The 26,920-nt window shown below is 45.7% G+C and carries 27 protein-coding genes, 1 pseudogene and 1 riboswitch; of the genes and pseudogenes, 13 read left to right on the top strand and 15 right to left on the bottom strand.

Annotated features, from left to right (window positions below; all coding sequences use genetic code 11):
• Positions 1-33 precede the first annotated feature (33 nt).
• The 5 genes from surA to apaH all read left to right on the top strand — a co-directional run bounded on the left by surA (position 34) and on the right by apaH (position 4,389).
• Positions 34-1,317 (top strand): peptidylprolyl isomerase SurA, encoded by a 1,284-nt coding sequence (gene surA / locus R7P35_RS12995; RefSeq protein WP_005379672.1) that lies wholly within the window; start codon positions 34-36, stop codon positions 1,315-1,317.
• A complete protein-coding gene (gene pdxA, locus R7P35_RS12990; RefSeq protein ID WP_005379670.1) occupies positions 1,307-2,305 on the top strand; it encodes a 4-hydroxythreonine-4-phosphate dehydrogenase PdxA in 999 nt (332 codons plus the stop codon). Before surA ends, pdxA begins: the two co-directional genes overlap by 11 nt.
• The gene (rsmA, locus tag R7P35_RS12985; RefSeq protein ID WP_005379669.1) at positions 2,302-3,111 is read left to right on the top strand and encodes a 16S rRNA (adenine(1518)-N(6)/adenine(1519)-N(6))-dimethyltransferase RsmA; all 810 of its coding nucleotides are present in this window, start codon (positions 2,302-2,304) and stop codon (positions 3,109-3,111) included. The genes pdxA and rsmA overlap by 4 nt, the downstream gene beginning before the upstream one ends.
• A gap of 75 nt (positions 3,112-3,186) precedes the next feature.
• Positions 3,187-3,567, top strand: a complete 381-nt coding sequence (gene apaG / locus R7P35_RS12980) for a Co2+/Mg2+ efflux protein ApaG (RefSeq protein ID WP_005379668.1) — start codon at positions 3,187-3,189, stop codon at positions 3,565-3,567.
• A gap of 15 nt (positions 3,568-3,582) precedes the next feature.
• Positions 3,583-4,389: a bis(5'-nucleosyl)-tetraphosphatase (symmetrical) ApaH gene (apaH, locus tag R7P35_RS12975; RefSeq protein ID WP_025768370.1), complete on the top strand. Its 807-nt coding sequence runs from the start codon at positions 3,583-3,585 to the stop codon at positions 4,387-4,389.
• A gap of 257 nt (positions 4,390-4,646) precedes the next feature.
• Here the strand turns inward: apaH and folA are convergent, their stop codons facing one another.
• From folA to rplU, 6 genes are all read right to left on the bottom strand, one after another.
• On the bottom strand, positions 4,647-5,126 hold the full coding sequence (gene folA / locus R7P35_RS12970; protein WP_025768369.1) for a type 3 dihydrofolate reductase: 480 nt from the start codon (positions 5,124-5,126) through the stop codon (positions 4,647-4,649).
• 9 nt (positions 5,127-5,135) lie between these two features.
• Positions 5,136-5,609, bottom strand: coding sequence for a threonine/serine exporter family protein (locus tag R7P35_RS12965; protein WP_005379665.1), 474 nt, complete (start codon positions 5,607-5,609; stop codon positions 5,136-5,138).
• A complete protein-coding gene (locus R7P35_RS12960; RefSeq protein ID WP_005383089.1) occupies positions 5,609-6,409 on the bottom strand; it encodes a threonine/serine exporter family protein in 801 nt (266 codons plus the stop codon). Before R7P35_RS12960 ends, R7P35_RS12965 begins: the two co-directional genes overlap by 1 nt.
• Positions 6,410-6,604: 195 nt before the next feature.
• Entirely contained in the window at positions 6,605-7,780 is a 1,176-nt protein-coding gene (gene cgtA, locus R7P35_RS12955; protein WP_005383091.1) for an Obg family GTPase CgtA, read from the bottom strand.
• A gap of 212 nt (positions 7,781-7,992) precedes the next feature.
• A complete protein-coding gene (rpmA, locus tag R7P35_RS12950; protein ID WP_005383095.1) occupies positions 7,993-8,250 on the bottom strand; it encodes a 50S ribosomal protein L27 in 258 nt (85 codons plus the stop codon).
• A 20-nt stretch (positions 8,251-8,270) separates the two neighbouring features.
• Complete coding sequence (gene rplU, locus R7P35_RS12945) at positions 8,271-8,582, bottom strand: 50S ribosomal protein L21 (protein WP_005383096.1); 312 nt, start codon at positions 8,580-8,582, stop codon at positions 8,271-8,273.
• Positions 8,583-8,838: 256 nt separating this feature from the next.
• Between rplU and ispB the strand changes: the two genes are divergently transcribed.
• A complete protein-coding gene (ispB, locus tag R7P35_RS12940) occupies positions 8,839-9,810 on the top strand; it encodes an octaprenyl diphosphate synthase (protein WP_025768368.1) in 972 nt (323 codons plus the stop codon).
• Positions 9,811-9,903: 93 nt separating this feature from the next.
• Here the strand turns inward: ispB and R7P35_RS12935 are convergent, their stop codons facing one another.
• Together R7P35_RS12935 and mdh are read right to left on the bottom strand one after the other, a co-directional pair.
• On the bottom strand, positions 9,904-10,095 hold the full coding sequence (locus tag R7P35_RS12935) for a hypothetical protein (protein WP_005379661.1): 192 nt from the start codon (positions 10,093-10,095) through the stop codon (positions 9,904-9,906).
• A 113-nt stretch (positions 10,096-10,208) separates the two neighbouring features.
• On the bottom strand, positions 10,209-11,144 hold the full coding sequence (gene mdh / locus R7P35_RS12930; RefSeq protein WP_005379660.1) for a malate dehydrogenase: 936 nt from the start codon (positions 11,142-11,144) through the stop codon (positions 10,209-10,211).
• Positions 11,145-11,503: 359 nt separating this feature from the next.
• On the opposite strand from mdh, the gene argR reads away from it, so the two are divergent.
• From argR to R7P35_RS12910, 4 genes are all read left to right on the top strand, one after another.
• Positions 11,504-11,974: a transcriptional regulator ArgR gene (gene argR, locus R7P35_RS12925; RefSeq protein WP_005379659.1), complete on the top strand. Its 471-nt coding sequence runs from the start codon at positions 11,504-11,506 to the stop codon at positions 11,972-11,974.
• A 405-nt stretch (positions 11,975-12,379) separates the two neighbouring features.
• Positions 12,380-13,348, top strand: coding sequence for a TAXI family TRAP transporter solute-binding subunit (locus R7P35_RS12920; RefSeq protein ID WP_005379657.1), 969 nt, complete (start codon positions 12,380-12,382; stop codon positions 13,346-13,348).
• Positions 13,349-13,639: 291 nt separating this feature from the next.
• Positions 13,640-16,219, top strand: coding sequence for a TRAP transporter permease (locus R7P35_RS12915; RefSeq protein WP_025768367.1), 2,580 nt, complete (start codon positions 13,640-13,642; stop codon positions 16,217-16,219).
• A 45-nt stretch (positions 16,220-16,264) separates the two neighbouring features.
• Positions 16,265-16,702: a universal stress protein gene (locus R7P35_RS12910; RefSeq protein ID WP_005379654.1), complete on the top strand. Its 438-nt coding sequence runs from the start codon at positions 16,265-16,267 to the stop codon at positions 16,700-16,702.
• Between the two features lie 63 nt (positions 16,703-16,765).
• On the opposite strand, the gene R7P35_RS12905 is transcribed toward R7P35_RS12910, so the two are convergent.
• Complete coding sequence (locus R7P35_RS12905) at positions 16,766-17,842, bottom strand: alkene reductase (protein ID WP_025768366.1); 1,077 nt, start codon at positions 17,840-17,842, stop codon at positions 16,766-16,768.
• 92 nt (positions 17,843-17,934) lie between these two features.
• Here R7P35_RS12905 and R7P35_RS12900 point away from each other — a divergent pair, with 92 nt between their 5' ends.
• Entirely contained in the window at positions 17,935-18,882 is a 948-nt protein-coding gene (locus R7P35_RS12900; RefSeq protein ID WP_206953623.1) for a LysR family transcriptional regulator, read from the top strand.
• Between the two features lie 18 nt (positions 18,883-18,900).
• On the opposite strand, the gene thiQ is transcribed toward R7P35_RS12900, so the two are convergent.
• The 5 genes from thiQ to mpl form a co-directional block, all read right to left on the bottom strand.
• Entirely contained in the window at positions 18,901-19,605 is a 705-nt protein-coding gene (gene thiQ / locus R7P35_RS12895) for a thiamine ABC transporter ATP-binding protein (RefSeq protein ID WP_171342788.1), read from the bottom strand.
• On the bottom strand, positions 19,605-21,191 hold the full coding sequence (gene thiP / locus R7P35_RS12890; RefSeq protein ID WP_206953621.1) for a thiamine/thiamine pyrophosphate ABC transporter permease ThiP: 1,587 nt from the start codon (positions 21,189-21,191) through the stop codon (positions 19,605-19,607). Before thiP ends, thiQ begins: the two co-directional genes overlap by 1 nt.
• Before the next feature lie 41 nt (positions 21,192-21,232).
• On the bottom strand, positions 21,233-22,225 hold the full coding sequence (gene thiB, locus R7P35_RS12885) for a thiamine ABC transporter substrate binding subunit (protein ID WP_047101920.1): 993 nt from the start codon (positions 22,223-22,225) through the stop codon (positions 21,233-21,235).
• Positions 22,226-22,297: 72 nt separating this feature from the next.
• Positions 22,298-22,434, bottom strand: a riboswitch (TPP riboswitch).
• Between the two features lie 37 nt (positions 22,435-22,471).
• The gene (locus tag R7P35_RS12880) at positions 22,472-23,110 is read right to left on the bottom strand and encodes a flavin prenyltransferase UbiX (RefSeq protein WP_005379640.1); all 639 of its coding nucleotides are present in this window, start codon (positions 23,108-23,110) and stop codon (positions 22,472-22,474) included.
• Positions 23,111-23,115: 5 nt separating this feature from the next.
• Positions 23,116-24,474, bottom strand: a complete 1,359-nt coding sequence (gene mpl, locus R7P35_RS12875) for a UDP-N-acetylmuramate:L-alanyl-gamma-D-glutamyl-meso-diaminopimelate ligase (RefSeq protein WP_213904791.1) — start codon at positions 24,472-24,474, stop codon at positions 23,116-23,118.
• Between the two features lie 312 nt (positions 24,475-24,786).
• Between mpl and fbp the strand changes: the two genes are divergently transcribed.
• Positions 24,787-25,803 (top strand): class 1 fructose-bisphosphatase, encoded by a 1,017-nt coding sequence (gene fbp / locus R7P35_RS12870; protein WP_005383114.1) that lies wholly within the window; start codon positions 24,787-24,789, stop codon positions 25,801-25,803.
• Between the two features lie 127 nt (positions 25,804-25,930).
• Positions 25,931-26,461, top strand: coding sequence for an inorganic diphosphatase (ppa, locus tag R7P35_RS12865; protein ID WP_054574250.1), 531 nt, complete (start codon positions 25,931-25,933; stop codon positions 26,459-26,461).
• A 73-nt stretch (positions 26,462-26,534) separates the two neighbouring features.
• Here the strand turns inward: ppa and R7P35_RS12860 are convergent.
• A pseudogene (locus tag R7P35_RS12860) lies at positions 26,535-26,896 on the bottom strand (DUF2799 domain-containing protein).
• Positions 26,897-26,920 lie beyond the last annotated feature (24 nt).

Here is a 26,920-nt window from a genome sequence, read left to right as displayed (position 1 = left end):
GACGCCTATTCAAAAATACTGACGGAATTTTAAATGAAAATTTGGAAATCAATCTTATTCACGACCCTACTCTCTTGCGGAGCGGTTGCAGCACCAGTAGAGATCGATAAGGTTGCGGTCATCGTGAACGACGGTGTAGTTCTACAAAGCGACATCGAAACAGCGATGAAAACGCTGCAAGCCAACGCTCGTCAAAGTGGAAAGAGCTTACCTTCTACCAGCGTATTAAAAGAACAAGTTGTTGAAAAACTTATCATTGACACGTTGCAAGGCCAAGAAGCTGACCGTATTGGTGTACGTATTGACGACAACCGTTTAAACCAAGCGATTGCAGAGATCGCACGTAATAATGAGCAATCGGTAGAACAACTCGCTGCTTCTGTAGAAAGTGAAGGTTTAAGTTACCCAGAATTCCGCGAACAAATTCGTAAGGAAATCGCCGCATCAGAAGCTCGCAATGCACTGGTTCGTCGCCGTATTAATATCCTTCCAGCAGAGGTCGATAGCCTTGCTGAGCAACTATCACAAGAAACCAATGCGACTGTTCAATACAAAATTGGACACATTCAACTGCGCTTCTCTGACGATAAAGAAAAATCTGCTGTAGAAGCAGAAGCTAAAGCGCTCGCGAAAAAGCTAAACGAAGGTGCAGACTTTACGGAGATGGCCTACACCTACTCTAAAGGTCCTAAAGCTTTACAAGGTGGTGACTGGGGCTGGATGCGTAAAGAAGAGATGCCGACCATCTTTGCTGATCAGATCAAGATGCAAAACAAAGGCAGCATTATTGGTCCATTCCGTAGTGGCGTTGGTTTCCACATCCTAAAAATAGAGGATGTCAAAGGCCTAGAAACGGTTGCGGTAACGGAAGTAAATGCGCGTCATATTTTGATTAAACCAACCGTGATTCTGAGCGACGAAGGGGCGAAGAAGCAACTGAATGAATTTGTACGCCGCATCAAAGCCGGTGAAGCAACGTTCGCTCAATTGGCAACACAATACAGTCAAGATCCTGGCTCGGCAGCACAAGACGGTGAACTAGGTTATCAAACACCAGATCTTTACGTGCCAGAATTCAAGCACCAAGTAGAAACTCTGCCAGTTGGCTCAATCAGCGAACCGTTCAAAACCGTTCACGGCTGGCATATCGTTGAAGTGTTGGATCGTCGCCAAGTTGACCGTACTGACTCAGCGATGAAGAATAAAGCTTACCGCATTCTATTTAACCGTAAATTTAATGAAGAAGCGGGCGCATGGATGCAAGAGCTACGCGCAAGTGCGTTTGTTGAAATCGTGGATGACAACAATGACAACTAATACAATTCGTAGAATTGTCGTAACCGCAGGGGAACCTGCGGGTATCGGCCCAGACTTAGTGCTTGCCCTATCGAAAGAAGATTGGGCGCACCAAATTGTCGTCTGTGCCGATAAGAATATGCTGATGGAGCGAGCCAAGCAGCTTGGCATCGAAGTCCAACTGTCTGATTACAATCCAGAAGAAGCACCTAAAGCACAAAAAGCGGGCACGCTTATCGTTGACCATATCCAAATATCGGAACCTGCGGTCGCAGGTGAGCTCAATGAAGCGAATGGCCACTATGTACTAAAAACGCTAGAAAGAGCGGCTTTAGGCTGTATGAATGATGAATTTGATGCTATTGTCACCGGCCCTGTTCATAAGGGGGTGATTAATCGCGCAGGTGTTGCATTCAGTGGTCATACTGAATTTTTCGCCGAGAAGTCACAAACGCCGCTAGTTGTAATGATGCTAGCAACGGAAGGACTACGCGTGGCGCTGGTTACAACACATATTCCTTTAGCTTATGTGTCCAAAGCTGTCACCGAAGAGCGATTAGAAAAAATCATCGATATTCTTCATAAAGACCTTGTAGAAAAGTTTGCTATCGCACAACCAAACATCTACGTTTGCGGGCTTAACCCTCATGCTGGCGAAGATGGCTGCTTAGGTCGTGAAGAGATCGAAACCATCACTCCGACACTGGAAAAAATTCGACAAGAAAAAGGTATCAACCTGATCGGCCCTCTGCCGGCTGATACCATTTTCAATGAAAAATATTTAAATGATGCTGATGCTGTTTTAGGCATGTACCATGATCAAGTATTGCCAGTATTAAAATACAAAGGCTTTGGTCGTTCAGTAAACATTACTCTTGGTCTACCTTTTATTAGAACATCGGTGGACCACGGTACTGCATTAGATCTGGCAGGGACAGGTCAAGCGGATACAGGGAGTTTCCGAACAGCGCTCACGCATGCGATAGATTTGGTAGAGAAGAAACAATGAGAAATGATGTCCATTTAGGACACAAAGCGCGTAAACGTTTTGGTCAAAACTTCCTGAACGATCCATACATTATTGATGGGATCGTATCAGCGATTAACCCAAAACCAGGTCAAAACCTGGTTGAAATCGGTCCTGGTCTTGGTGCAATCACTGAGCCGGTAGGTCGTGAAGTAGATAAGTTCACAGTTATCGAATTAGACCGCGATCTGGCGGAACGCCTACGTACTCACCCTGAACTGGCAGATAAGTTGACCATTCATGAGGGTGACGCTATGCGTTTTGACTTCACTCAACTAGTGAAGCCAAACAACAAGCTGCGCATTTTTGGTAACTTGCCATACAACATCTCTACACCATTGATGTTCCACCTTTTTGAGTTCCATAAAGACATTCAAGACATGCACTTTATGCTGCAAAAAGAAGTGGTAAACCGCTTAGCCGCCGGCCCTGGCAGCAAAGCTTACGGCCGTTTAACGGTAATGGCTCAGTACTACTGTAAAGTGGTACCGGTACTGGAAGTACCGCCAACGGCATTCGTTCCACCACCGAAAGTGGATTCTGCCGTTGTTCGTTTAGTGCCTTACGAAGAGCTGCCATGCCCGGCAAAAGATCTGCGTTTGCTCGATCGCGTTTGTCGTGAAGGCTTTAACCAACGTCGTAAAACCGTTCGTAACTGCTACAAATCGTTGTTAAGCACAGAAGTACTAGAAGAGCTAGGTGTTAATCCAAGCATGCGTCCAGAGAACCTGACGCTAGAACAATTCGTCGCAATGGCGAACTGGCTTGCGGATAACCCGCAGCACTAAGAACTCAAACAATGAGCCAAACCCTTGTAGGTTTGGCTTATTATTATTGGGATATTACGTTTCTGAGGAGTGCACATGGACGTCATTCAACCTTGCATCAAAATTCAAGTTCACACCAAATACATCGAAGAACAGTCCAACCCAGAGCTACAACGCTACGTTTTCGCTTATATCATCACCATCAAAAACCTTAGCCAGCAAACCGTACAGTTAGTGAGCCGCCGCTGGCTAATCACAGACTCGAACGGCAAGCAAATGACGGTTGAAGGTGACGGAGTTGTAGGCCAGCAGCCCTTTATTCCAAGCAATGATGAATACACGTACAGTAGCGGAACCGCGTTAGAAACCCCTGTCGGCGTTATGCAAGGACACTACAAAATGCTGGATGAGAAAGGGCAAGAGTTCATCACCGAAATCGAACCATTTCGCTTGGCTGTTCCAAATGTTTTAAATTAGTAAATTGGAGATTCAGTGGCTACCTATATTGTTGGTGACATCCAAGGCTGTTTTGATGAATTGCAGCGACTACTAGAAAAAGTATCTTTCTCTGCGAAAAAAGACCAACTTTGGCTTGCTGGTGATTTGGTCGCCAGAGGGCCTAAATCACTAGAAACGTTACGCTTTGTGAAGTCACTTGGCGCAAACGCAATCGTGGTGCTTGGTAATCACGACCTTCACCTTCTCGCAGTGGCTCACGGGATAAAAAAGGTCAAAGACAAAGATAAAACCGCACCTATTTTCACGGCCCCTGACAAAGAGGAACTACTGACATGGCTAGCTCAGCAACCTCTATTGGCCGAGCATGACGAGTTCGTGATGTGTCACGCTGGCATATCACCGCAGTGGAATCTAAAAACAGCGAGAAAGTGTGCCCGTGAAGTTGAGCGCATCATCCAAAGTGAAGAGTTGCCTTGGCTATTAAAAAACATGTACAGCAATCAACCTGATTCCTGGGATGACTCTCTACAGGGTTTGGACCGATACCGTTATATTATCAATGCTTTTACGCGGATGCGCTTTTGTTTCCCTGATGGTCGTTTGGATATGGATTGTAAATTGCCACCGCAACAAGTTTCCGGTAACAAACTTATTCCATGGTTTGATGTGCCCAAACGTATTCACTTAAATAAAGCGGTGCTCTTTGGGCACTGGGCAGCACTACAAGGCTATATGAACAACGAAGTCATCGGGCTAGATACTGGCTGCGTTTGGGGCGGAAGCCTGACCATGATCCGTTGGGAAGATAAGAAAATTTTTACTCAGGATGCGTTAAGTTAAACACTGAATAACAGTCGATAATCCATAGTAGGAAGAATACTTGTCACTTAACACCTCCTGTAGGGTCATTCCAACGAGCCTTAACGAGACGAGGAATCTAATATCCTCGCGCTGCGAATAGATAGAAATACCTTTGACAACAAAGTACTCGTATAGAGGATCCTGAACCTCGCTCGTTCGTCGCTTTTCAGGATGACGGTAGGTTGGGATGACCGCTCGCTGCTATACGAACGGCATTACCCCGTTTTAATCTCGAATTACTTCTCTAACACCGTAAAACGCATGTTGTAGGCGTTCTTCTCATCGGCTTGATACATTTCTGAGTAAGTTTCCTTAAACTCGTCTCCCCAATCTGGGAACTGAGTATCACCATCAATGGCCGCTTCAATGTGTGTTACATACAGTTTATTGGCCATCGGCAGACAAGATGCGTAAATCGCACCACCACCAATGATCATCACTTCTTCCACGTCACCAGCCACGTCCAAAGCTTGCTCAATCGATGTTACGGTAGTGACGCCTTCGATCTTTAGTGTCTCATCACGGCTAATAACAATATTCAAGCGACCTGGTAAAGGGCGACCAATAGACTCGTACGTTTTACGTCCCATAATAACCGGTTTACCCATGGTACAACGCTTAAACCAAGCAAAATCAGCGGGAAGGTGCCAAGGCATTTGATTGTCTTTGCCAATGATGCGATTGTCGGCCATCGCGGCAATCATACTAATGATCATGTTAGGTCCTTATACAATTGGTCTGCGGCGATAGAATAACAGCCCTGGAACCGCAAGACCAACAGCTAAACCTGCAATAATAAACATGGCCTTAAGAAAGTTTTCCATACAGGTTGCGACAAGCTCGGGTGAGTAGCCAACATGATTGATCTCTACCATAGCGATCATTGCTTTGTACGCAAACACACCCGGCACCATCGGGATCAAAGCAGCCACAGTAAACACTTTTGGATGCGCGAGAAAACGGTGAGACCAGTACACACCAATCATCCCAACTAACGTCGCAGCAAAAAAGGTTGCCCACTCAATAGGAATGCCAAACTGCATCATCAAGTAGCGGCTACCATGACCAATCGCGCCACCAACAGCGCAATACACTAAAGCTCTTTGTGGTACGTTAAAAACCAATGCAAATCCTACGGCGGGAATCGCCGCAAAAAACATGTCATTCAAAAGGCCAAACATCAAATCAAATAAACTCATTAGATAGCCCACCCCCAAATTCCAGTTACACTCATCGCAGCAACGATCCCCAAACATGTCGCCAACGTTAGTAAACTAGCCATCACAAATCGAGCAATGCCCATATTAATGTGGCCTTTCAACATATCTGCGACAGAGTTAATGAGTGGGAAACCAGGTACAAGCATTAATACTGACGATGCCATTGCTACGGTAGGTAGATTACCGATTTGGTAAATTTCCGCCTGTGCTGAAATTAAGGTAGTCACAAAAGCGGTCGCAGCAAAGTTCAATAGAGGGTTGAAATGACGATGACCAATTTCTTGGCGAACGATCATGCCACCAGCTGAAGCTAAAAAGGTCATGATGAAGACTCCCCAATCACCACCAGCTAGATGACTGAATGCCGCACAAGACAAGCCAATCATAAACACCACCAACCAGCGGTTATAACGCTCTGGACTGATAGCGTTCAGCTTTTTCTGCGCCATGGTTGCATCGAGCAAACCACGTTCCATCATGATACAGATTCGTTGAATTTGCGTAATAACGCGCATATTAATGCCACGATCAGCGCAGCTTCGGGTGGTGGTGATGCAATGCCCATCCATTACCGTCGTCACAACCAATGCATTAGCTGATAGTGCTACCGCAACTTCATTCACCCCACAAGCAAGGCCAATACGACGCATAATATCGCTCACAAGAGTACTTTCAGCACCATGAGCAAGTAGCATTTGTCCGGCTTGGGCGACAAGACGAGAAATCGATCGTTGAGTAGATACCGCCAACTCTCTAGGCGGTATGGTTTCTAGAGTCATAAATAAGTCTAATTCCTTTTAGGGTGTTACTCATTCATACGCGCGAGGGCCAAACTAACCCTCAAAAAACACGACGTATCGGTTATTGTGCCGTAAATCACATCACCTAAATATGATTTAGATACAAAAAAAGCCGCAATAAATAATTGCGGCTTAATGAATTATAGGCAAACAGGCATTGTTTGACCGTTCTGGTTAGTCACGAACGTAGACAACGTGACCGTCATCTTCTTCATCGTCCCAGTCATCCCAATCGTCGTCGTCATCTTCAGTGATAACGTCTTTACCCGCCATCGCATCTTTATGGTAATCATCCCACATGAAGTTAACTTTATCTTCTTCAGCCACTTCTTCCTCTTCGCGAGGTAGGTTATCCATAAAGTCAGCCAGTTTGTAACAAAGCTCTTTAGTACCGTTACGATTGATCGCCGAGATCTTAAAGTACTCGTCTTCCCAACCTAGTGCGTCTAAGATTTCTTGGATCTTCTCATTCGCTTCTTCTTCAGGCATTAGATCAACTTTGTTGAACACTAACCAGCGCGGCTTACTTGCCAGTTTCTCGCTGTATTGTTCTAGTTCATCAATGATCGTCAATGCATTTTGCACCGGATCGGACTGATCAATTGGCATAATATCGATCATGTGCAGCAACACTCGACAACGCTCTAAGTGCTTCAAGAATCGAATACCAAGGCCAGCGCCATCTGCTGCACCCTCGATCAAACCAGGGATGTCTGCAACAACAAAACTTTTCTCTGGTACGACACTTACGACACCCAAGCTTGGGATCAAAGTCGTGAATGGGTAATCAGCGACTTTCGGTTTTGCTGCTGATACTGCGCGGATAAAGGTTGATTTACCGGCATTAGGTAGACCAAGCATACCCACATCAGCAAGAAGCAATAGCTCAAGGCGAATTTCGCGTACTTCACCTTTTGTACCCAATGTTCTCTGACGAGGCGCGCGGTTTACTGAAGATTTGAAACGCGTGTTACCTAGACCGTGCCAACCACCTTTTGCGATCATCACTTTCTTACCGTGTTCAGCAACTTCCGCCACGATTTCATTTGTGTGGATATCCACAGCGCGCGTACCCACAGGTACACGAAGAACGATGTCTTTACCACGCTTACCTGTACAGTTACCACCGCGACCGTTTTCACCACGCTCAGCTTCGTAGAAGCGCTGGAAACGGTAATCAATCAGGGTATTTAGGTTTTCATCAGCTTGGATATAAACATCACCACCGTCACCGCCATCACCGCCATCAGGGCCACCTTTAGTGATGAATTTTTCACGCCAGAAACTGACAACGCCACTACCGCCATCACCAGCCTGAACTTTTACTACCGCTTCATCTACGAACTTCATCTTTTACTCCGACTACTTCGTGCGTGGATTAAATCTTACTATGTCATCCGACAATTTTAGCAGATGACAGATCTAAGCTCCCAGATTCAAATCGCTTAGGATCTTAGCGAGAAACTTCGATATGTCGACTGCCACAAATAAAAAACCCCGCCGATTCGGCAGGGCTTTTGAATTCAGCTTAAAGCTATTAAGTAATTTGGTTAAAAACCTAATTACTCAGCTTCGATGCTTACAAACTTACGGTTCTTAGGACCTTTCACTTCGAACTTCACTTTACCTTCAGTAAGAGCGAATAGAGTGTGGTCTTTACCGATACCTACGTTGTTACCAGCGTGGAACTTAGTACCACGTTGACGAACGATGATGTTACCTGCAAGTACAGATTCACCACCGAAACGCTTAACACCTAGACGTTTGCTTTCTGAATCGCGGCCGTTACGAGTAGAACCACCAGCTTTTTTGTGTGCCATTGTTAAACTCTCCTAATAGATTAAGCGTTGATACCAGTGATCTTCACTTCAGTGAACCACTGACGGTGACCCTGTTGCTTACGAGAGTGCTTACGACGACGGAACTTAACGATTTTAACTTTATCGCCACGACCGTGTTGTACAACTTCAGCAACAATTTTGCCGCCCTCTACAAGAGGAGCACCAACTTTGATGTCTTCGCCGTTAGCAACAAGAAGAACTTTATCAAATTCTACAGTTGCACCAGTTTCAACGTCTAATTTCTCTAAACGAAGAGTTTGACCTTCGCTTACACGGTGTTGTTTACCACCAGATTGGAAAACAGCGTACATATTTTACTCCGCTTTTTCCGCACAGCCTTTCTTGAGGGTGTGCGCTAAACTAATCATCAATAGGGCGCAGATTCTACAGAATAGATGCTCCTATGACAAGCCATATTTTGAAAAAATTGGCGAAAAGCTAATCGCCAAAGAAAAGTGCGGCAATCATGCCCTTTAGTAATGTATTAATCAACGTTTTTTAGTGTATTATTCGACAATTATATAAATCGAATAAGCCTTGCAGGGTCTAACTTCAGCCGGATATACGATGGATTTTAAAACTATCCAAGCGCTTACTGCCGATGACATGGCAAAAGTGAATGAAACAATTCAAGCCCAACTTAATTCTGATGTCTCTTTAATCAACCAGCTCGGTTTTTATATCGTGAGTGGTGGAGGCAAACGTCTAAGACCGCTTTTAGCGATACTGTCAGCCCGTGCACTTGGTTACCAAGGCAATGGTCATACAATGGCAGCTGCGTTTATTGAGTTCATCCATACAGCGACTTTGCTGCATGATGACGTGGTAGATGAATCAGACATGCGCCGTGGTAAAGCCACTGCGAATGCAGCATTTGGCAATGCGGCTAGCGTATTAGTTGGGGACTTTATCTATACACGCTCATTTCAGATGATGACAGAACTAGGATCCATGAAGATCCTTAAACTAATGAGCAATGCCGTAAACGTGATCGCCGAAGGTGAAGTACAGCAGTTGATGAACTGTAACGACCCTGACACGACAGAAGAAAGCTACATGCAAGTCATCTACTCTAAGACTGCGCGCTTATTTGAATCCGCAACTCAAATCGGTGCAATCTTAAATGATGCTCCTGAGCATGTTGAAATCGCAATGCAAAATTACGGTAAGTATCTAGGCACTGCGTTTCAGCTCATTGATGACGTCATGGATTACACTTCTGATGGCGAAGACATGGGTAAAAATGTGGGTGATGACTTGGCCGAAGGCAAGCCAACTTTACCTCTACTCCATGCTATGCGTAATACCACACCAGAAAACTCAATCATGATTCGTGAAGCGATTGAGAAAGCGAATGGCATGGATCGCTTAGAAGAAATTCTTGCGGTCATGAAAGAAGCAGGCTCTCTGGAATACACAACGCAAAAAGCTCTAGAAGAAGCAGACAAAGCAATCGCAGAACTATCAGTGTTGCCAGAGTCTGAATACAAACAAGCGCTTGTTACTCTGGCTCATGTCGCAGTACAACGCACGAAGTAATCAATAGCTACCCATAACGCAAGACTTATAGCAAAAAGGAAGAGCATGCTCTTCCTTTTTTACGTTTGATACCTAATGACGACGCCGGAGGCGCTAGTAATATCTGTCACTACCGCCATGCAGTTGTGGATCATCTTCTATTTCATCAAAGCTAACGGCGAGCTGCTGTTCAGTCCCTTGTTTGGACAACAATACCGTCTCTGCTTCATGGTCGACCACTAATATCGTACCGACGCCTTGTTGGCACTCAACAACCATGCCTTTACGGATTCGACTCGCTTCCATCATCTTCTCCTTCACTACGTGGTTTTATTCGACCATTTTTACGAAGTTGAGAAATCAAGGATCAAAAAAGCCGATCAAAATGATCGGCTTTCTTCTTATATAGGCTTTCTAGATTACTTTGCGAATTCAACACCAATGTTGATGTCGCCATTTAGTGTTTCTAGCATACCGTCTAATGCAGACTTTTCGTAATCGCTGAGTTTGCCGTAGCTTAGTACTTCTTCAACGCCTTCTTTACCCAGTTTCACAGGTTGCGCGAAGTAAGTCGCGTGTTCGCCGTCGCCTTCAACGTAAGCGCACTCAACTACGCCTTCTTCACCTTGAAGAGCACGAACCAGAGACAGACCAAAGCGACATGCAGCTTGGCCCATTGACAGTGTTGCACTACCACCACCCGCTTTCGCTTCTACAACTTCAGTACCTGCATTTTGAATACGTTTCGTTAATGCTTCTACTTCTTCAGCTGTAAACTCAACACCTTCTACTTGAGACAGTAGAGGTAAGATCGTTACGCCAGAGTGACCACCAATTACTGGCACGCGAACGTCACCTGGATCTTTGTCTTTTAGCTCAGCAACAAACGTTTCTGAACGGATAACATCCAACGTTGTTACACCAAATAGACGACGCTTATCATAAACACCCGCTTTTTTAAGAACTTCAGCAGCAATTGGCACTGTTGTATTTACAGGGTTTGTGATGATACCAACACAAGCTTTCGGACAAACAACCGCAATCTTCTCCGCTAGCGATTTAACGATACCAGCGTTTACATTAAATAGATCCGCACGATCCATACCTGGCTTACGCGCAACACCAGCAGAAATTAGCACAACATCCGCGCCTTCTAGTGCTGGAGTAGGATCTTCACCAGCGTAACCTTTGATAGAAACTGGCGTAGGGATGTGGCTAAGATCAGCGGCCACACCAGGAGTTACTGGAGCAATATCATATAGGGCTAGATCAGAACCAGCAGGAAGACGGTTCTTAAGTAGAAGGGCCAGGGCTTGACCGATGCCACCAGCGGCACCAATAACGGCTACTTTCATGTAGTTCTCCTTGAGAGTATTTCTCTTATAAACGTATTCGTAGGGTAGTTTGTAACCAACTTAAATAAAGCTATCGGAATCACAACTTGATTACAATCAATTAACGCTAGCTTTGCGACCTCGCGCAACTCGCTGTTACCGTGCTACAAATGGGGCTTGGATTATTCTTTTATTCTGTTGAAATGACAAGGAATTCAAGAAAACAGATACAGCCCTACTTCAGCGCGCTAAAGAATTCTATGTGGTATATAGTTTACAGTGACGCATCTAACATAATCCTGGGACTCTTTGGCACCGCCTGAATATATATGCGAGAATATGCAAAATTGCTGACCCGTAATAAGAGATTTGTAATGACTATGCGCAATTCAGAAAAACAAGACAACTTAGTTCGCGCCTTTAAAGCCCTGTTAAAAGAAGAAAGCTTTGGCTCACAGGGCGAGATTGTTGACGCACTCAAACAGCAAGGGTTTGAGAGTATCAACCAATCTAAAGTCTCACGTATGCTGACTAAATTTGGCGCCGTCCGTACGCGCAATGCAAAAATGGAAATGGTTTACTGTCTTCCTGCTGAGCTAGGTGTCCCAACAGTCAGCAGTTCTCTGCGTGAACTAGTACTAGACATCGATCGTAACGCAGCGTTAGTAGTAATTCACACTGGCCCAGGTGCAGCACAGTTGATTGCTCGCTTGCTTGATTCACTCGGTAAATCCGAAGGTATTCTTGGTGTTGTCGCAGGTGACGATACCATTTTCATTACGCCAACCATGGCAATTACGACTGAGCAACTCTTCAAATCAGTGTGCGAGCTGTTCGAATATACTGGTTAAGTTCTATAAAGCTTCAATCAGCTAACTCATTGTGGGTTATAAAAGAAGTCTCATTTTGTAGCCCATAATTTATGTAAATTTTTTGCTTACTCCGCTCATTCTTTAACCATCCATTTTGTGATTAACATCACGCAATTGATCTTTTTCATTTCAGTCACTAAACGTTAATTAAGCAATTGTTTTAAAAAGAATTAAATCACAAATTGAATCCTATCCCCTGATACAAAATTCAGACTTATCAACTATAACATTTAACAATTGGATAATTTTCTGCCAATTTTTTGTTATGATTCGCTCGCTTTTTCAAACGATTGGATTGAAAAAGGTGCCGTTTCCAAATAGGAAACTCCAGAAGTGATTTATGGTTATTTCCGGGTAAATAATGAATATAAGGAAGGGAAATTCATGGCATTTAACAAACTTCTCAAAGTAGGCGCTATCGCTGCAGCCGTAATGGGCGCAGGCGCAGTTAACGCTCAAGAGTTTATTACCATCGGTACTGGCTCTGTGACAGGTGTTTACTACCCAACTGGTGGTGCTATCTGTAAGTTGGTAAATAAAGGTCGTAAAGACCACAACATCCGTTGTTCAGTAGAATCGACTGGTGGCTCAATTTACAACGTTAACACTATCCGTGCAGGCGAATTAGATTTTGGTATCGTGCAATCGGATTGGCAGTACCACGGCTACAACGGTACGAGCAAGTTTGAAGAACAAGGCCCGTACAAGAAGCTACGCGCAATGTTCTCTCTTCATACAGAACCTTTCAACATCATTGCGCGTGCAGATTCAGGTATTGAAAACGTTGAAGACCTGAAAGGTAAGCGCGTAAACATCGGTAATCCAGGCTCTGGTGACCGTGCAACGATGGGCGTTGTCATGGAAGCGATGGGTTGGACAAACGACAGCTTCAAATTGGCGTCTGAGCTAAAAGGCTCTGAACGCTCTCAGGCACTTTGTGATAACAAAATTGACGCCTTCATTTACATGGTCGGCCACCCGAACGGTTCAATCAAAGAAGCAACCACATCATGTGATGCGAAGCTAGTTTCAGCAACAGGCCCTAAAATCGATAAAATTGTTGCCGACAACCCATACTACGCCTTTAGCTCAGTACCGGCTGGTATGTACCGCGGCACAGACAAAGACGTAAACAGCTTTGGTGTTGCAGCAACAATGGTAACGACCTCTGATGTTTCAGACGATGTCGCTTACAACGTGGCAAAAGCTGTGTTTGAAAACTTTGATACCTTCAAACGTCTACACCCTGCATTCGCAAACTTGAAGAAAGAAGACATGGTGAAAGCTGGTCTTTCTATTCCTCTTCACCCAGGTGCAGAAAAATACTACAAAGAAATGGGTCTAATTAAGTAATTTCCTCAGACTCTACATACAGGCAGGAAAGAATATTTTCTGCCTGTTTGAGCATACAGGTTGTAGCACGTTCTAACTGTATGCTTCATTCGCCAGTTTTCTTCTGAAAACTGCGAGCTCATACCCAAGAAAACTTAAACGCCGCCTAACAGAGTATCCAACAATCAACACTTTGAGTTCAGGCAGCAAAATACTCGAAAGCAAACTTCGCTCCATTCACTACACTGATAGAGGCGAAGTGTGGTTCTCGATAAAAATCAGACAGGACCATCAATAATAAGGAAAAAGTACATGGCGACGAATCAAGCTCCGTCACAAGATGTGCAAGAAATGGTGGCTCAGGCAGACACAGGTGCACGTAGCCCTTCGGGAATGCAAGGACGAATCCTTTGGTTTGTTCCTCTGTGTTGGTCACTATTTCAATTATGGTACGCATCCCCGTTACCATTTATTTTCAATTTTGGCGTACTGAACGACACGGAAGCGCGATCTATCCACCTTACTTTCGCGATCTTTTTGGCTTTCACTGCTTATCCAGCGATGAAGAATTCTCCTCGCGATCATATCCCTCTTGTTGATTGGATACTCGCGTTGGCTGGCAGCTTTTCAGCAGCCTATATATACCTTTTTTATACCGAGCTAGCAGGACGCTCAGGCGCACCGACAACGGTTGATATCGTTGTTGCTGTTATCGGTATGCTCCTCCTTTTAGAAGCAACACGCCGAGCACTTGGTCCACCATTAATGGTCGTGGCTGCTGTTTTCCTTACTTACACCTTTGCAGGCCCTTACATGCCTGACGTTATCGCGCACAAAGGGGCAAGCTTGAACAAGGCCATGTCTCACTTGTGGCTAACAACAGAAGGCGTTTTTGGGGTTGCGCTAGGTGTTTCTACCTCTTTTGTCTTCTTGTTTGTATTGTTTGGAGCAATGCTGGAACGCGCTGGTGCCGGTGCTTACTTCATTAAAGTTGCCTTCTCGTTGCTTGGCCATATGAAAGGTGGTCCAGCTAAAGCGGCCGTTGTTGCATCAGGTTTATCTGGTCTGGTTTCTGGTTCTTCAATCGCAAACGTAGTAACAACTGGCACCTTTACCATTCCACTGATGAAGCGTGTTGGCTTTCCCGGCACAAAAGCGGGTGCGGTAGAGGTAGCGGCTTCAACCAATGGTCAGTTAACACCGCCAATCATGGGTGCAGCAGCATTTTTGATGGTGGAATACGTCGGTATCTCCTACGTTGAGGTGATTAAAGCTGCCCTACTTCCAGCGCTAATCTCTTATATTGCTTTAATTTACATTGTTCACCTTGAAGCATGTAAAGCAGGCATGACAGGCCTTCCTCGTCGCCACAACCCAACACTAGTACAAAGTCTGCTGTCCTTTACTGGCACAATCTTAGGATTGTGTGTGATCAGCGCATTGGTTTACTACGGAGTGGGTTGGACAAAGGACGTCTTTGGTGATGCCGCGACACCAATTGTTACCGTCGCACTATTAATCGCGTACGTTGGGTTGGTGAAAGTCTCAGCAAATCACGTGCAAGATGGCGCAATTGAGATTGATGCAGAATTAACAGAAGTACCTGATCCTGGCCCAACCGTTAAGTCAGGCTTGCACTTCCTACTCCCTATCGTCGTATTGGTTTGGTGTTTGACTGTCGAACGTTTCTCACCTGGCCTTTCGGCATTCTGGGCAACGGTGTTCATGATTTTCATTTTGCTGACTCAACGTCCGTTGATTGCACTGCTGTCAAAGCAAGGTGACATGCTTCAGCAAACCAAAGATGGCTTTGTCGATCTTGCCGAGAGCTTAGTTTCTGGTGCGCGTAATATGATTGGTATCGGCGTTGCAACCGCGGCAGCGGGCACCGTTGTTGGTGTTGTTACACTAACGGGTATCGGCCTAGTGATGACCGACTTCGTCGAGTTTATCTCTGGGGGCAGTATCATTCTTATGCTGCTGTTTACCGCCATCATTAGCTTGGTTCTGGGGATGGGTCTGCCAACAACGGCGAACTACATCGTGGTCTCTACGCTAATGGCGCCGGTCATTGTTACGCTCGGCGCAGCGCATGGCTTGATTATTCCGTTGATAGCGGTGCACTTGTTCGTTTTCTACTTTGGTATTTTGGCCGACGATACCCCACCTGTAGGTCTTGCGGCTTTTGCAGCAGCCGCAATTGCGAAATCAGATCCAATTCGTACCGGTATCCAAGGTTTTACTTACGATATTCGAACCGCTATTTTGCCGTTCATGTTTGTGTTCAATACCCAGCTATTGTTAATGGGGATCGACTCTTGGTGGCATTTGGCACTCACGGTCATCTCATCGATCATTGCAATGCTGATTTTCTCTGCGGCAACTCAAGGGTGGTGGTTCACGCGTAACAAGTGGTGGGAAACAGTCCTATTATTAGTACTGACGTTTTCGTTTTTCCGTCCAGGTTTTTGGTGGGACATGCTGTACCCAGCGAAAGTTCTTTCTCCTGGCGTTGAGGTAGCTCAAATCACGGAAACACTAAATGTAGGAGAATCATTGGAGTTACGTGTTGCCGGTGAAAACCTTGAGGGCGACTACATTGAGAAAACGGTTCGTCTTCCATTCGAAGACAGTGCGACAACAGCAGACGCACGTATTTCATCTATGGGTCTGATGCTGACCGAAAGTGACAACAAAATGATTGTCGATATGGTTGAATTTGGTAGTCCAGCAGAGTCCGCTGGTATCGACTTTGATTGGGAAATCAAGTGGGTTATCCAGGATGCAGACCGTCCGATGAAAGAGTGGGTGTTTGTACCATGCTTAATGATTTTGCTGGTGCTTGCAATGAACCAAAAACGTCGTGCTCGTAAGGAACAATTGAGCGCATAACCGATTTGGCCCCGAGGATAATGGGGCCTTAATGAGAGACATTGAATGTACAAACAAATTCTTGTTCCGGTTGATCTAAATGACCAAGGCTTTTCAGACCGAGCGGTTGAACTAGCGGTTTGGCAGGCAAAGCAAGCAAATGCTCAAATCCATCTTCTGACTGTACTACCTGGTATTCACATGTCGATGGTTGCCACATACTTTCCGAAAGATGCTGCGGCCAAAATGAAGCAAGACGTGAAGCAGCAACTAAAAACTTTCGCTAATGAGCATATTGCTGAAGATGTGGTTTACCAAGTGCATGTTGCTGAAGGCAAGGCCTACGCGACCATTCTTGATTATGCAGAACGTTTAGGCGCTGATCTCATCATTATGCCAAGCCACAAGCGCTCTAAAATCAATAAAGTAATGCTTGGCTCTGTCGCGAGTAAGGTTGTGGAATATTCTCCAATCAATGTGATGGTCGTAAAACCGCAAGGCTAAGTAAATACAGAAACGAAAAAGGACGCTAACATTAGCGTCCTTTTTATATGAAACAAGTAAGGGTTATGCCATCACTGGGTAATCGGTATAACCTTCTGCTCCACCCAAATAAAAGTGTTCTGGTTTCGCCTCATTAAGAGGTGCATTTTTCTTAAATCGCTCAACTAAATCTGGGTTTGCGATAAAGGGAACGCCAAATGCGACCACATCAACTTTGTTTTCTGCAATTGCTGTTGCCGCTTCTTGTGCACTGTAGCCCACGTTCGCCATTAAGTGACCTTGATAGTTTTCGCGTGCTGGCTTGAGAACATCTGCTTTTTGTACGCCTTTCAGATCCGCACGCATCACGTGCCAATAAGCAAGATCGAAAGAATTAAGTTGCTCTGCTAAGTAACGCACCAAACCAACTGGATCACTGTCTTTCATGTCATTAAATCCATTTAGCGGAGATGTACGCAGACCGACTCTTCCGGGTCCCCACACCTCAACGACTTCTTTCACTATCTCAAGTAAAAATCGAGCACGATTTTCAACCGAGCCACCGTATTCATCGGTACGTAAATTTGAGCCGTCACGAAGGAAGTTATCAATAAGATAACCATTGGCGCCATGTATCTCGACCCCATCAAAGCCGGCTTTCTTGGCGTTTTCTGCACCTTGTTTAAACGCCGCAACAATGGAAGCTATCTCATCCACTTCGAGTGCTCGTGGTACCGTATATGCTTGCTTACCCGAAGGGGTATGGACTAATTCATCACGAATGGCCAATGCGCTCGCCGCTACAGGTGTTTTTCCTTCATTCAGATCAGGATGACAAGCTCGTCCCGCATGCCAAATTTGCAGTACAATCTTACCGCCTCTCTCATGAACCGCATCCGTTACCTTTTTCCAAGCTGCGATTTGCTCTTCGTTGTAAATGCCCGGCTCTGCCATGAAAGCAGACGTACCTTCCATCACCATGGTGCATTCAGCAATGATAAGTCCGGCACTCGCACGTTGAGCGTAGTATTCAACCATAAGGTCATTAGGAATATGGTCTGCGCCAGCACGAGCTCGCGTTAAAGGCGCCATAATGGCACGGTTATCTAATGCTAATTGACCGAGTTCGATAGGAGAAAATAAGTCTACAGAGTTGGACATGGTGTTTACCTCAAATGACAATAACTTGATGGCTAAGGATGAGGTGCCAGACTATAATCAGATTAATATTGAAACAATATGGATAATTGAAAGTGATTGTTCGCAATTTAGAAACAATTGACTTTAGAACGCTTTCTATCTTTGTCACAAGCTGTCGACTACTGAGCTTAACCAAGTGCGCGCTGGAGTTAAACCTACCAAAATCTACTGTTAGTAAAGCCATAACCAAACTCGAACAACACTTTGAAGCCAAACTTCTAGAGCGCACAACCCGAAAGTTAGTGATCACCGAAGCCGGCCAAATGGTTTTAGAGCGTGCTGCAAGCTTAGTTGAGGAATTCCACTCAATTGGCCATGACGTACAGGAGATGGAACAACAGATCCAAGGCCGGCTGCGTATTTCCGCACCACCAGCGTTGGATGCGTATATGGCGGAACACATCTTTTTGCCATTTTTAAAACAATGGCCAAAAGTACAAATTGCGTTAGAAGCATCGAACGATTTTGTTGATCTGTTTTCACACGGCTTTGATATGGCAATTCGAGTCGGTCAGATAGTTGATGATCGATTAATCGCGAAAAAATTAGGCTATACCACTCGAGTTCTGGCTGCTAGCCCTGAGTATTTAGCTGAGTTCAGCGTACCTGAAACGCCAGAAGACCTGACAAAACATAACTGTTTGAGGTATCAATATGTTTCAGAAATAGGACCTTGGACGCTGATCTCACACGATAATACCGTCAATGTTTCAATAACCAGTAACTTCTCAAGTACAACTGTAGAAGCAATATTAAAAGGCGCACTTAAAGGACTAGGCATCGCGAACTTACCTGTGCAGAACATGACGCAAGAGCTAGAAAGTGGCACCTTAGTCAGAGTGTTACCGCAATGGCACACGGTACCAATGCCTATTTATTTAGTCTATCGTCCTGGAGCAAACCGCCCACGGCGTGTACAAGCAATGATTGACCATATCATGAGCTTAAGATCTCAATTTGAATTTGGCCCTCGGCATGGTTTGTGTTGCGGAGAAGCATAACCTAGCAACTATCAGGCACTAGCATGCTGCTCGGATAAATGCCGCAAGCTTCTCACTAGCATGCTGTTCACTCAATGCAGACATATCACCCGCGGCTTCCACTTTACCATCTGCCACAAACACAAAGTGGCTGGCAATCGCTTTGGCATCGCTTAAATGGTGCGTGACCATCAATACAGTTATTCCCTGCTCTGCTGCGAGTTTTTTTACCAAGCTCAGCATCTCTTCACGCAACACCGGATCAAGCGCCGAGAACGGCTCATCCAATAGCCACATGGGATGAGGCTGAACAAAACAACGCGCTAAGGCAACACGTTGACGCTGGCCACCAGAAAGATGCTCTGGCAAACGGTCGAGGTACTCTGCAACACCAACTTGCTGCGCGGCTTGTTCAATCTGACGATTTTGGTCCACCGTAAGCTTTAGCCCTGGGTGTAAGCCCAAACCGATGTTGTCACGCACCGATAAGTGAGCAAACAAATTGTGCTCTTGGAACAACATAGAGAACGGACGCAGATAAGGCTCTTTACGCACAATGGACTCACCATCAACACAAATATCACCACGGTCAGGATGGATAAATCCTGCCACCAACGCCAGCAAGGTTGACTTCCCTGCCCCACTTGGTCCCATCAGCGACACAATCTGTCCTTGCTCAATCGTTAAGTCAAAACGAAACAGTTCACGTTGGTAGGTGTACTGCACATCATCCAACACTAACATTACGCTCTCTCCTTCGTTTTCAATACTTTCTCAATCAAGGCAAAACAGCCCACACTCAACAACAATAGGGTCACCGATACCACCGCAGCTGCGTCCATCTGATAACTGCCAAGCAACTGGAACAAATACAGAGGTAAGGTACGAAACTCTTGTCCACCAAACAGTGCTATGGCACTTAAATCCCCTATTGCAAACATAAAGCTGATCGCAAACGCATGTGCAAACGGCTTGCGTAGCGCCTGCCACTCCACCACTTTAAACCGTTGCCAGCCACGCATGCCTAAGCTGGCACATACATACTGATACTGTTGTTCAATGTGCAGCATTGGCTGCGCTAGCGTTTTGATCACGTAAGGCAAAGCCATCAAACCGTTCACCAAAATCACGACAAAAAATGCCAAGCTAAAAACATCGGTAAATGCGCGCAGTAATAAGAATAAACCGGTGCTAATCACCAGACCTGGAGTTACCAAAATAATTGTGCCGATTAACTCAATCTGATCGGCTCGCGTGTTTTTGTACTGCAACCGCCAACGGCGACTGGTCAATAGTATGGACACCCCTGCAGCGACCGCAAGCGCGCTAGCGACACAGGCGACTTTGAGAGAGTTCAATAGCGCAGACCAAAAACGCTCATCGGTTAATACTGTCCAAACTTGTTGGTTGATGCCACTCAGTAACACCATCAATAACGGCGGTATTACCAGTAAAAAGGCACCCATGATCCAAAAGCTATCCCAAGCTTTTGACCACCCATGATCCTTCGTTAAATATTGCTGTACTGATGTGCTTCCAGCACTGATAGAAACAGGCCTTGTTAACTTCTGCACTCCAATAGCAAGCAGTCCACATAACAACATCTGCCACAGCGCCAATAACGCCCCAGCTTGTAAATCAAAATCAAACTTAATCGCTTGGTAAATGGCCAATTCAATGGTGGTGGATTTTGGCCCGCCCCCCAACGCCATTACAGTAGCAAAACTGGTAAAGCACAACATAAACACCAACCCACAAACGTGGGGAAGCTGCTGCCTTAAACGCGGCCATTCTACCCAGCGAAACTTATCCCAATGGCTCATCCCAAGATGCGCGCAAAGCTTATGCTGCTCGGCAGGAATAGACTCCAAGGCTTGCAGAAGCAATCGTGCCGCGTAAGGTAAATTAAAGAACACATGGGCGAGTAAAATGCCGTTCAAACCGTAAATAGAGAATGGCAGTTTAGTGTCGAAACTTTGCAACCACTGTGCCAACAAACCACTGTTGCCATAAATCGCTAACAGCCCAAAAACACCAACCAAAACCGGCAAAACCAGTGTCGATGCAAACAGCTTAAGCAGTAATGATTTACCAATAAATTGGCGACGCGAAAGTGCGTGCGCTACTGGAATGGCAAAGCCAACACTGAGCAATGTGGAAAGAAAAGCTTGGTAGAAGCTGAACTTGGTGACATGTTGATAATACGGGTCGCCCCATACCACAGACACATCAAGTGAAGGGGCTTGAACAATCAAAGCACCTAGGGCAGAAATAACAAAGGTCGCGATGATCATCGCGACCCCTAAACCTATTTTTGGAACAGAATTCAAAGGTAAAACCTATCTCATTCAGATGAGGATGGAAACGTCAGCTAAAACGTCAATGCGCTTTGCCATTCGCGAATCCAAGACTTACGCATTTTTGCCACTTCATCAGCACTAAAGCTCAACGACTTGCTTGGAACACTCAAAGTTTCAAAACCTTTAGGTAACTCAACGTCAGTGACTGGGTACATCCAGTTACCCGTTGGCATCGCCGATTGGAACTCATCACTTAAAATGAAACTCATAAATTGATCAGCAAGTTCTGAATTTTTGGCCCCTTTCACTTTGGCGGCTACTTCAACTTGCATGTAGTGGCCTTCAGCAAAATTCGCCGTAGCAAACTTCGAATCGTTTTCCGCAATTAAGTGGTACGCAGGTGAAGTGGTGTAAGAAAGCACTAAATCGGACTCACCATTGAGGAACATAGAATACGCCTCAGACCAACCTTTCGTGACCGTTACGGTTTTGCTCGCTAGCTTCTGCCACGCTTGCGTCACATCGTCGCCATAAATAGATTTCATCCATAGCATTAAGCCTTGGCCCGGCGTTGAAGTCCGCGGATCTTGGTAAATCACTTTCAGATCGTTGCGCGTTTCCACCAGCTCTTTCATGCTTTTCGGCGGATTAGCCAGTTTCTCTTTGTTGTACACAAACGCGAAGTAGCCGTAATCGTACGGTACAAACGTCGTGTCACTCCAACCGTTTGGTAACACTGTGTTAGCCGTATCCACATTGTGCTCGGCAAGCAGATCGGTTTTCTTCGCTTCTGCCATCAGATTGTTATCCAAACCTAATACGATGTCCGCTTTGCTATTACCGCCTTCAAGACGAAGACGATTCAGAATCGACACACCATCGTCCAACGCTACGAAGTTAACGTCACAGCCACATTTTGCTTCAAAAGCTTGCTCGATTTTAGGACCCGGCCCCCAATCTGCGGCAAAAGAGTCGTAGGTATAGATGGTTAATGTGTTTTCAGCGGCAAACGCTGAAGTAGAGGTGATTGCAGCTAGGGCAATCAGATTTAGAGTGGGTTTCACTGCTCGCTCTCCATGAGTATTTCAGAGAAATAAGTTGAGCGGCACAGGGTTTGAGGCGGCTATTAAGGACTTCCAATATCCAGACTCAATTCCTACGCCAGCATTATCTGGTTCAGGTAATACGGGTCCCTAGTTAAACACTTAGGTCTCAGCGCCCCAATGCATTGATTGACTCAATGCTAAATGGGTTTGCTCCCCGATGAGTTGGATGGATTGTAAAGGTATTTGAGTGGTTACACAATCAGCTCACGAGCGCTGGTCATAACCCCAACGAGGCACCAAACCTTGCTCAATACCTAAGTGGTCAAGAATTCTCGCCACCATAAAATCCACTAAGTCTTCAATACTCTTTGGCTGATGATAGAAGCCTGGAGCTGCTGGCATGATGGTGACGCCCATTTGCGACAGTTTGTGCATGTTCTCCAGATGTAGCGTTGAAAATGGTGTTTCGCGAACCACGAGCAACAACTGCCCGCGCTCTTTCATTACTACATCAGCGGCCCGTTCGATCAAGTTGTCCGACATACCGTGTGCTATGGCTGCAACGCTTCCCGCAGAGCATGGGCAAACCACCATTTGCTTGGGTGCAGCAGAACCAGAGGCAACCGGCGAGAACCAATCGTCTTTACCGCAAACGGTGATGTTATTTCGATTGCAGTTCAGGTGCTCTACCAATGCTTGCTGCGCCGCTTCTGGGCCACTTGGTAGCTTAAGATTATGCTCGGTTGCCATCACAACACGAGCTGCCGAAGAAATCAGAACGTAGACATGATAATCCGCCGCAACCAAGCATTCTAAAAGACGAAGGCCGTAGGGAGCACCAGAAGCACCCGTTAATGCCAACGTGATGGCTTTTTTATGAGAGGGTTGTGTTTTGTTTTGCATATCAATCAGGCTTTTTGTTTTAACTGCTCAAGAAGTTTTCCGTGAATACCACCAAAGCCACCGTTGCTCATGACTAGAATTTGATCACCTGGTCGCGCACGTTCGACGATCTTGGCTACAAAGTTATCTATATCCGCATCGACAAACGCTGGCTGTGTGCATTGGTCGGCAATGTCTTGCACAGACCACTCGATATTATCTGGCTGGAACAAGAAGACTTCATCTGCACTGTGCAGTGACTCTGCAAGTGTGTTTTTGTGTACGCCACGCTTCATGGTGGCAGAACGCGGCTCTAACACAGCTAGGATGCGTTTTTCACCTACCTTGTTACGCAAACCACCGACAGTAAGTTCAATTGCCGTTGGGTGATGCGCAAAATCATCGTAAACCGTCACACCTTGTTCTTCACCTTTCAGCTCTAAACGGCGCTTGGTATTGATGAAACGCCCTAATGCCTGGCAAGCAAGATCCGGAGTGACTCCAACATGTCGTGCAGCAGCGATTGCCATCAGCGCATTATCCACATTGTGGTCACCCACCAAATTCCATTCGACGGTACCAACCTTCTCGCCTTTCAACGCAACGTCAAATTTTGAGCCATCAAGCACTAATTTGTGCGCTTGCCAGTCACCATTCTCACCAGAGAACTGTTTTTCTGTCCAGCAACCACGCTCTAATACATCCGCCAAAGCTTGGTCTTGCTTCGGAGCTAAGATTAAGCCATTGCCGGGAACCGTTCGCACTAAATGATGGAATTGGCGCTTGATCGCCTCTAGATCATCGAAGATATCAGCATGATCGAACTCAAGGTTATTCATGATTAAAGTGCGAGGATGGTAATGCACAAACTTAGAACGCTTATCGAAAAAAGCACTGTCATATTCGTCCGCTTCAACGACAAAAAACATGCTTTCACCCAAACGAGCAGACACTCCGAAGTTACCGAGTACCCCACCGATTAAGAAACCCGGTTGATAACCACAATCTTCAAGTATCCAGGCAAGCATGCTCGACGTGGTCGTTTTCCCATGTGTACCCGATACCGCCAATACCCACCGATCATGCAGCAAAAACTCGTTGAGCCACTGCGGACCAGAGGTGTAGCGCATGTTAGTGTTGAGCACATGCTCGACACAAGGGTTGCCACGGCTCATCGCATTACCAATCACCACAAGATCTGGTTGAGGGTCGAGTTGAGACGGGTCAAAGCCTTCAATAATTTCAATACCTTGAGACTCAAGCAGTGTGCTCATTGGCGGATAAACGTTGGCATCAGAACCAGTGACTTTATGTCCTAATTGGCGCGCTAGAATCGCTGCGCCGCCCATAAATGTGCCACAGATACCCAAGATATGAATGTGCATAAACTAAACCTTGTAATGCGTTTTTTAATGCTTTCATTATCGCGATTACCGCCTGAAAAGCGAGTGACTTTAGCCTTCTTCTTGCAGTCCCTTTCACAAATATGACAAGGTTGAACACAGACTGTACAACCTCTTGCTTACTGATGAATCCCTCAAACAAGTCTACAAATAAATTGAGATCTCAAACAGTTACTTCATTACCATTAAAAAGATCTGCGACTTAAACTTACATCCAGCGCAATCGTTTAACATCCATAAAGAGATGCTCACTTGCGCACTACCCCCAATGAAATGAAAATGTAAGGATTAACCATGTCAGGACTGCGCACCCTAGGCGAGTTCATTGTCGAAAAACAAGCGGATTTCCCCCACGCTAGCGGTGATCTATCATCCCTTTTAGCCTCCATTCGTTTAGCTGCAAAAATCGTTAACCGCGAAATCAACGCAGCGGGTCTCGGTGATATCACTGGTGCTGTAGGTACGGAAAATGTCCAAGGTGAAGATCAGCAAAAGCTCGATGTTTACGCGAACGATAAGTTCAAAGCCGCGCTCGAAGCTCGTGATCAAGTGTGTGGCGTTGCCAGTGAAGAAGAAGACGAAGCAGTTGCGTTCAATAAAGAACTCAACCAAAACGCCAAATATGTAGTACTGATGGACCCACTTGATGGCTCTTCTAACATCGATGTGAACGTCTCTGTTGGTACTATCTTCTCGATTTACCGTCGTGTTTCTCCAATCGGTACTCCACCAACTGAAGAAGACTTCCTACAACCTGGTCACAAACAAGTGGCTGCGGGCTACGTAATTTACGGCTCCTCCACCATGTTGGTATACACAACTGGTAACGGCGTAAACGGCTTTACTTACGACCCATCTATCGGCAGCTTCTGTCTTTCTCATGAAAACATGATGATTCCTGATGATGGTAAGATCTACTCCATCAACGAAGGTAATTACATTCGTTTCCCTCAAGGGGTGAAGAAGTACATCAAGTACTGCCAAGAAAACGTGCCAGAAGACGGTCGCCCATACACTTCTCGCTACATTGGCTCGCTGGTTGCTGATTTCCACCGCAACCTACTGAAAGGTGGTATCTACCTTTACCCAAGCACACAAAGCCACCCACAAGGCAAGCTACGCCTGCTTTACGAATGTAACCCTATGGCATTCCTCATTGAGCAAGCTGGGGGCATTGCATCGGACGGCGTGAATCGCATTATGGACATCAAGCCTACTGAGTTGCACCAGCGTGTACCTTTCTTTGTGGGTTCGAAGAACATGGTTCGCAAAGTTGAAGAGTTCCTTGAACTGCACCGCGACGAAGAATAATTTCAGACCTTTGTCCAACGCGGCAGGTGTTTACCTGCCGCGTTTTTGTCGCTAAAGTGAAACGCGAATTTATCATCAGATGAAGCCGCTTTTGTGTGACTCATCGTTAATGAAAAGGAATATTCTAATGAGCTTAAACCATGTACCAGCAGGCAAGTCGCTGCCTGAAGATATCTATGTCGTGATCGAAATTCCTGCAAATGCAGATCCAATCAAGTACGAAGTAGATAAAGACTCTGGTGCTGTATTTGTCGACCGTTTCATGTCTGCACCAATGTTCTACCCATGCAACTATGGCTACGTGAACAATACCCTGTCTCTTGATGGCGACCCAGTCGACGTATTGGTACCAACACCATACCCACTCATGCCAGGTTCAGTCATTCGCTGCCGTCCTGTTGGCGTTTTGAAGATGACAGATGAATCGGGTGAAGATGCAAAAGTGTTTGCGGTTCCCCACTCAAAAATCTCGAAAGAGTACGAGCACATCCAAGATGTGGGCGATATCCCAGAACTACTGAAAGCGCAGATCACGCAATTCTTTGAGCGTTACAAAGAGCTTGAAGCAGGCAAATGGGTGAAAGTGGATGGTTGGGCAGATGTTGCTGCCGCCAAAGCTGAAATCCTAGAATCTTACGAGCGAGCTCAGAAAAAATAAGTATCACTGCTGATACAAAATTAAAAAGAGCTGCTCTAGGGCAGCTCTTTTGCTTTCATCTTACCTGTGTCAACTAGATAGGTGCGCCTGCTGAAGACATTCGTCCAGCGTCGTAGTCATGTTGAAAGAAGGGGTCAACATCATCACAAATGCCAAAATACGGCCGCCCGATAACACCGAGCATATAAGCACTTTGCTCACAATACTCTTGTTTGCCTTGCTGGTAACCCGCTTGATAAGCCATTATCAGTTCGGCGTCGCATGGTTAACATCATCCAGCTTCGCAATTCGCTCCTCAGATAACTCCCGTAATCCATCTAAAGCTGACTGCTTACCAAACACTTGCCAATCGGTCACATTATTCGAAGTCGGTAGTGTTGTTTGTGCGCATGCAGCAAGAAGCAACGCCATTACTCCAATTACGAATGCTTTCATCGCGACTCCTTAGTGTTTAGCTCG

Origin of the sequence: Vibrio sp. Vb0304 (assembly GCF_033338995.1) — a bacterium.
In the GTDB taxonomy this organism is placed as follows: domain Bacteria; phylum Pseudomonadota; class Gammaproteobacteria; order Enterobacterales; family Vibrionaceae; genus Vibrio; species Vibrio alginolyticus.
Note: the sequence above shows the minus strand (reverse complement) of the source record. Positions and strands in the feature narration are given on the sequence as shown.

Bases quoted from the DNA above. Each gene is read 5' to 3' on its own strand.
- ispB (WP_025768368.1), top strand. From the start codon at position 8,839: ATGGATTTTAAAACTATCCAAGCGCTTACTGCCGATGACATGGCAAAA.
- fbp (WP_005383114.1), top strand. From the start codon at position 24,787: ATGTCAGGACTGCGCACCCTAGGCGAGTTCATTGTCGAAAAACAAGCG.
- thiQ (WP_171342788.1), bottom strand. From the start codon at position 19,605: ATGTTAGTGTTGGATGATGTGCAGTACACCTACCAACGTGAACTGTTT.
- rsmA (WP_005379669.1), top strand. From the start codon at position 2,302: ATGAGAAATGATGTCCATTTAGGACACAAAGCGCGTAAACGTTTTGGT.
- surA (WP_005379672.1), top strand. From the start codon at position 34: ATGAAAATTTGGAAATCAATCTTATTCACGACCCTACTCTCTTGCGGA.
- argR (WP_005379659.1), top strand. From the start codon at position 11,504: ATGCGCAATTCAGAAAAACAAGACAACTTAGTTCGCGCCTTTAAAGCC.
- pdxA (WP_005379670.1), top strand. From the start codon at position 1,307: ATGACAACTAATACAATTCGTAGAATTGTCGTAACCGCAGGGGAACCT.
- R7P35_RS12960 (WP_005383089.1), bottom strand. From the start codon at position 6,409: ATGACTCTAGAAACCATACCGCCTAGAGAGTTGGCGGTATCTACTCAA.
- R7P35_RS12935 (WP_005379661.1), bottom strand. From the start codon at position 10,095: ATGGAAGCGAGTCGAATCCGTAAAGGCATGGTTGTTGAGTGCCAACAA.
- R7P35_RS12910 (WP_005379654.1), top strand. From the start codon at position 16,265: ATGTACAAACAAATTCTTGTTCCGGTTGATCTAAATGACCAAGGCTTT.
- rpmA (WP_005383095.1), bottom strand. From the start codon at position 8,250: ATGGCACACAAAAAAGCTGGTGGTTCTACTCGTAACGGCCGCGATTCA.
- folA (WP_025768369.1), bottom strand. From the start codon at position 5,126: ATGATCATTAGTATGATTGCCGCGATGGCCGACAATCGCATCATTGGC.
- R7P35_RS12920 (WP_005379657.1), top strand. From the start codon at position 12,380: ATGGCATTTAACAAACTTCTCAAAGTAGGCGCTATCGCTGCAGCCGTA.
- R7P35_RS12965 (WP_005379665.1), bottom strand. From the start codon at position 5,609: ATGAGTTTATTTGATTTGATGTTTGGCCTTTTGAATGACATGTTTTTT.
- cgtA (WP_005383091.1), bottom strand. From the start codon at position 7,780: ATGAAGTTCGTAGATGAAGCGGTAGTAAAAGTTCAGGCTGGTGATGGC.
- R7P35_RS12880 (WP_005379640.1), bottom strand. From the start codon at position 23,110: ATGCAAAACAAAACACAACCCTCTCATAAAAAAGCCATCACGTTGGCA.
- R7P35_RS12915 (WP_025768367.1), top strand. From the start codon at position 13,640: ATGGCGACGAATCAAGCTCCGTCACAAGATGTGCAAGAAATGGTGGCT.
- rplU (WP_005383096.1), bottom strand. From the start codon at position 8,582: ATGTACGCTGTTTTCCAATCTGGTGGTAAACAACACCGTGTAAGCGAA.
- mpl (WP_213904791.1), bottom strand. From the start codon at position 24,474: ATGCACATTCATATCTTGGGTATCTGTGGCACATTTATGGGCGGCGCA.
- apaG (WP_005379668.1), top strand. From the start codon at position 3,187: ATGGACGTCATTCAACCTTGCATCAAAATTCAAGTTCACACCAAATAC.
- mdh (WP_005379660.1), bottom strand. From the start codon at position 11,144: ATGAAAGTAGCCGTTATTGGTGCCGCTGGTGGCATCGGTCAAGCCCTG.
- R7P35_RS12905 (WP_025768366.1), bottom strand. From the start codon at position 17,842: ATGTCCAACTCTGTAGACTTATTTTCTCCTATCGAACTCGGTCAATTA.
- ppa (WP_054574250.1), top strand. From the start codon at position 25,931: ATGAGCTTAAACCATGTACCAGCAGGCAAGTCGCTGCCTGAAGATATC.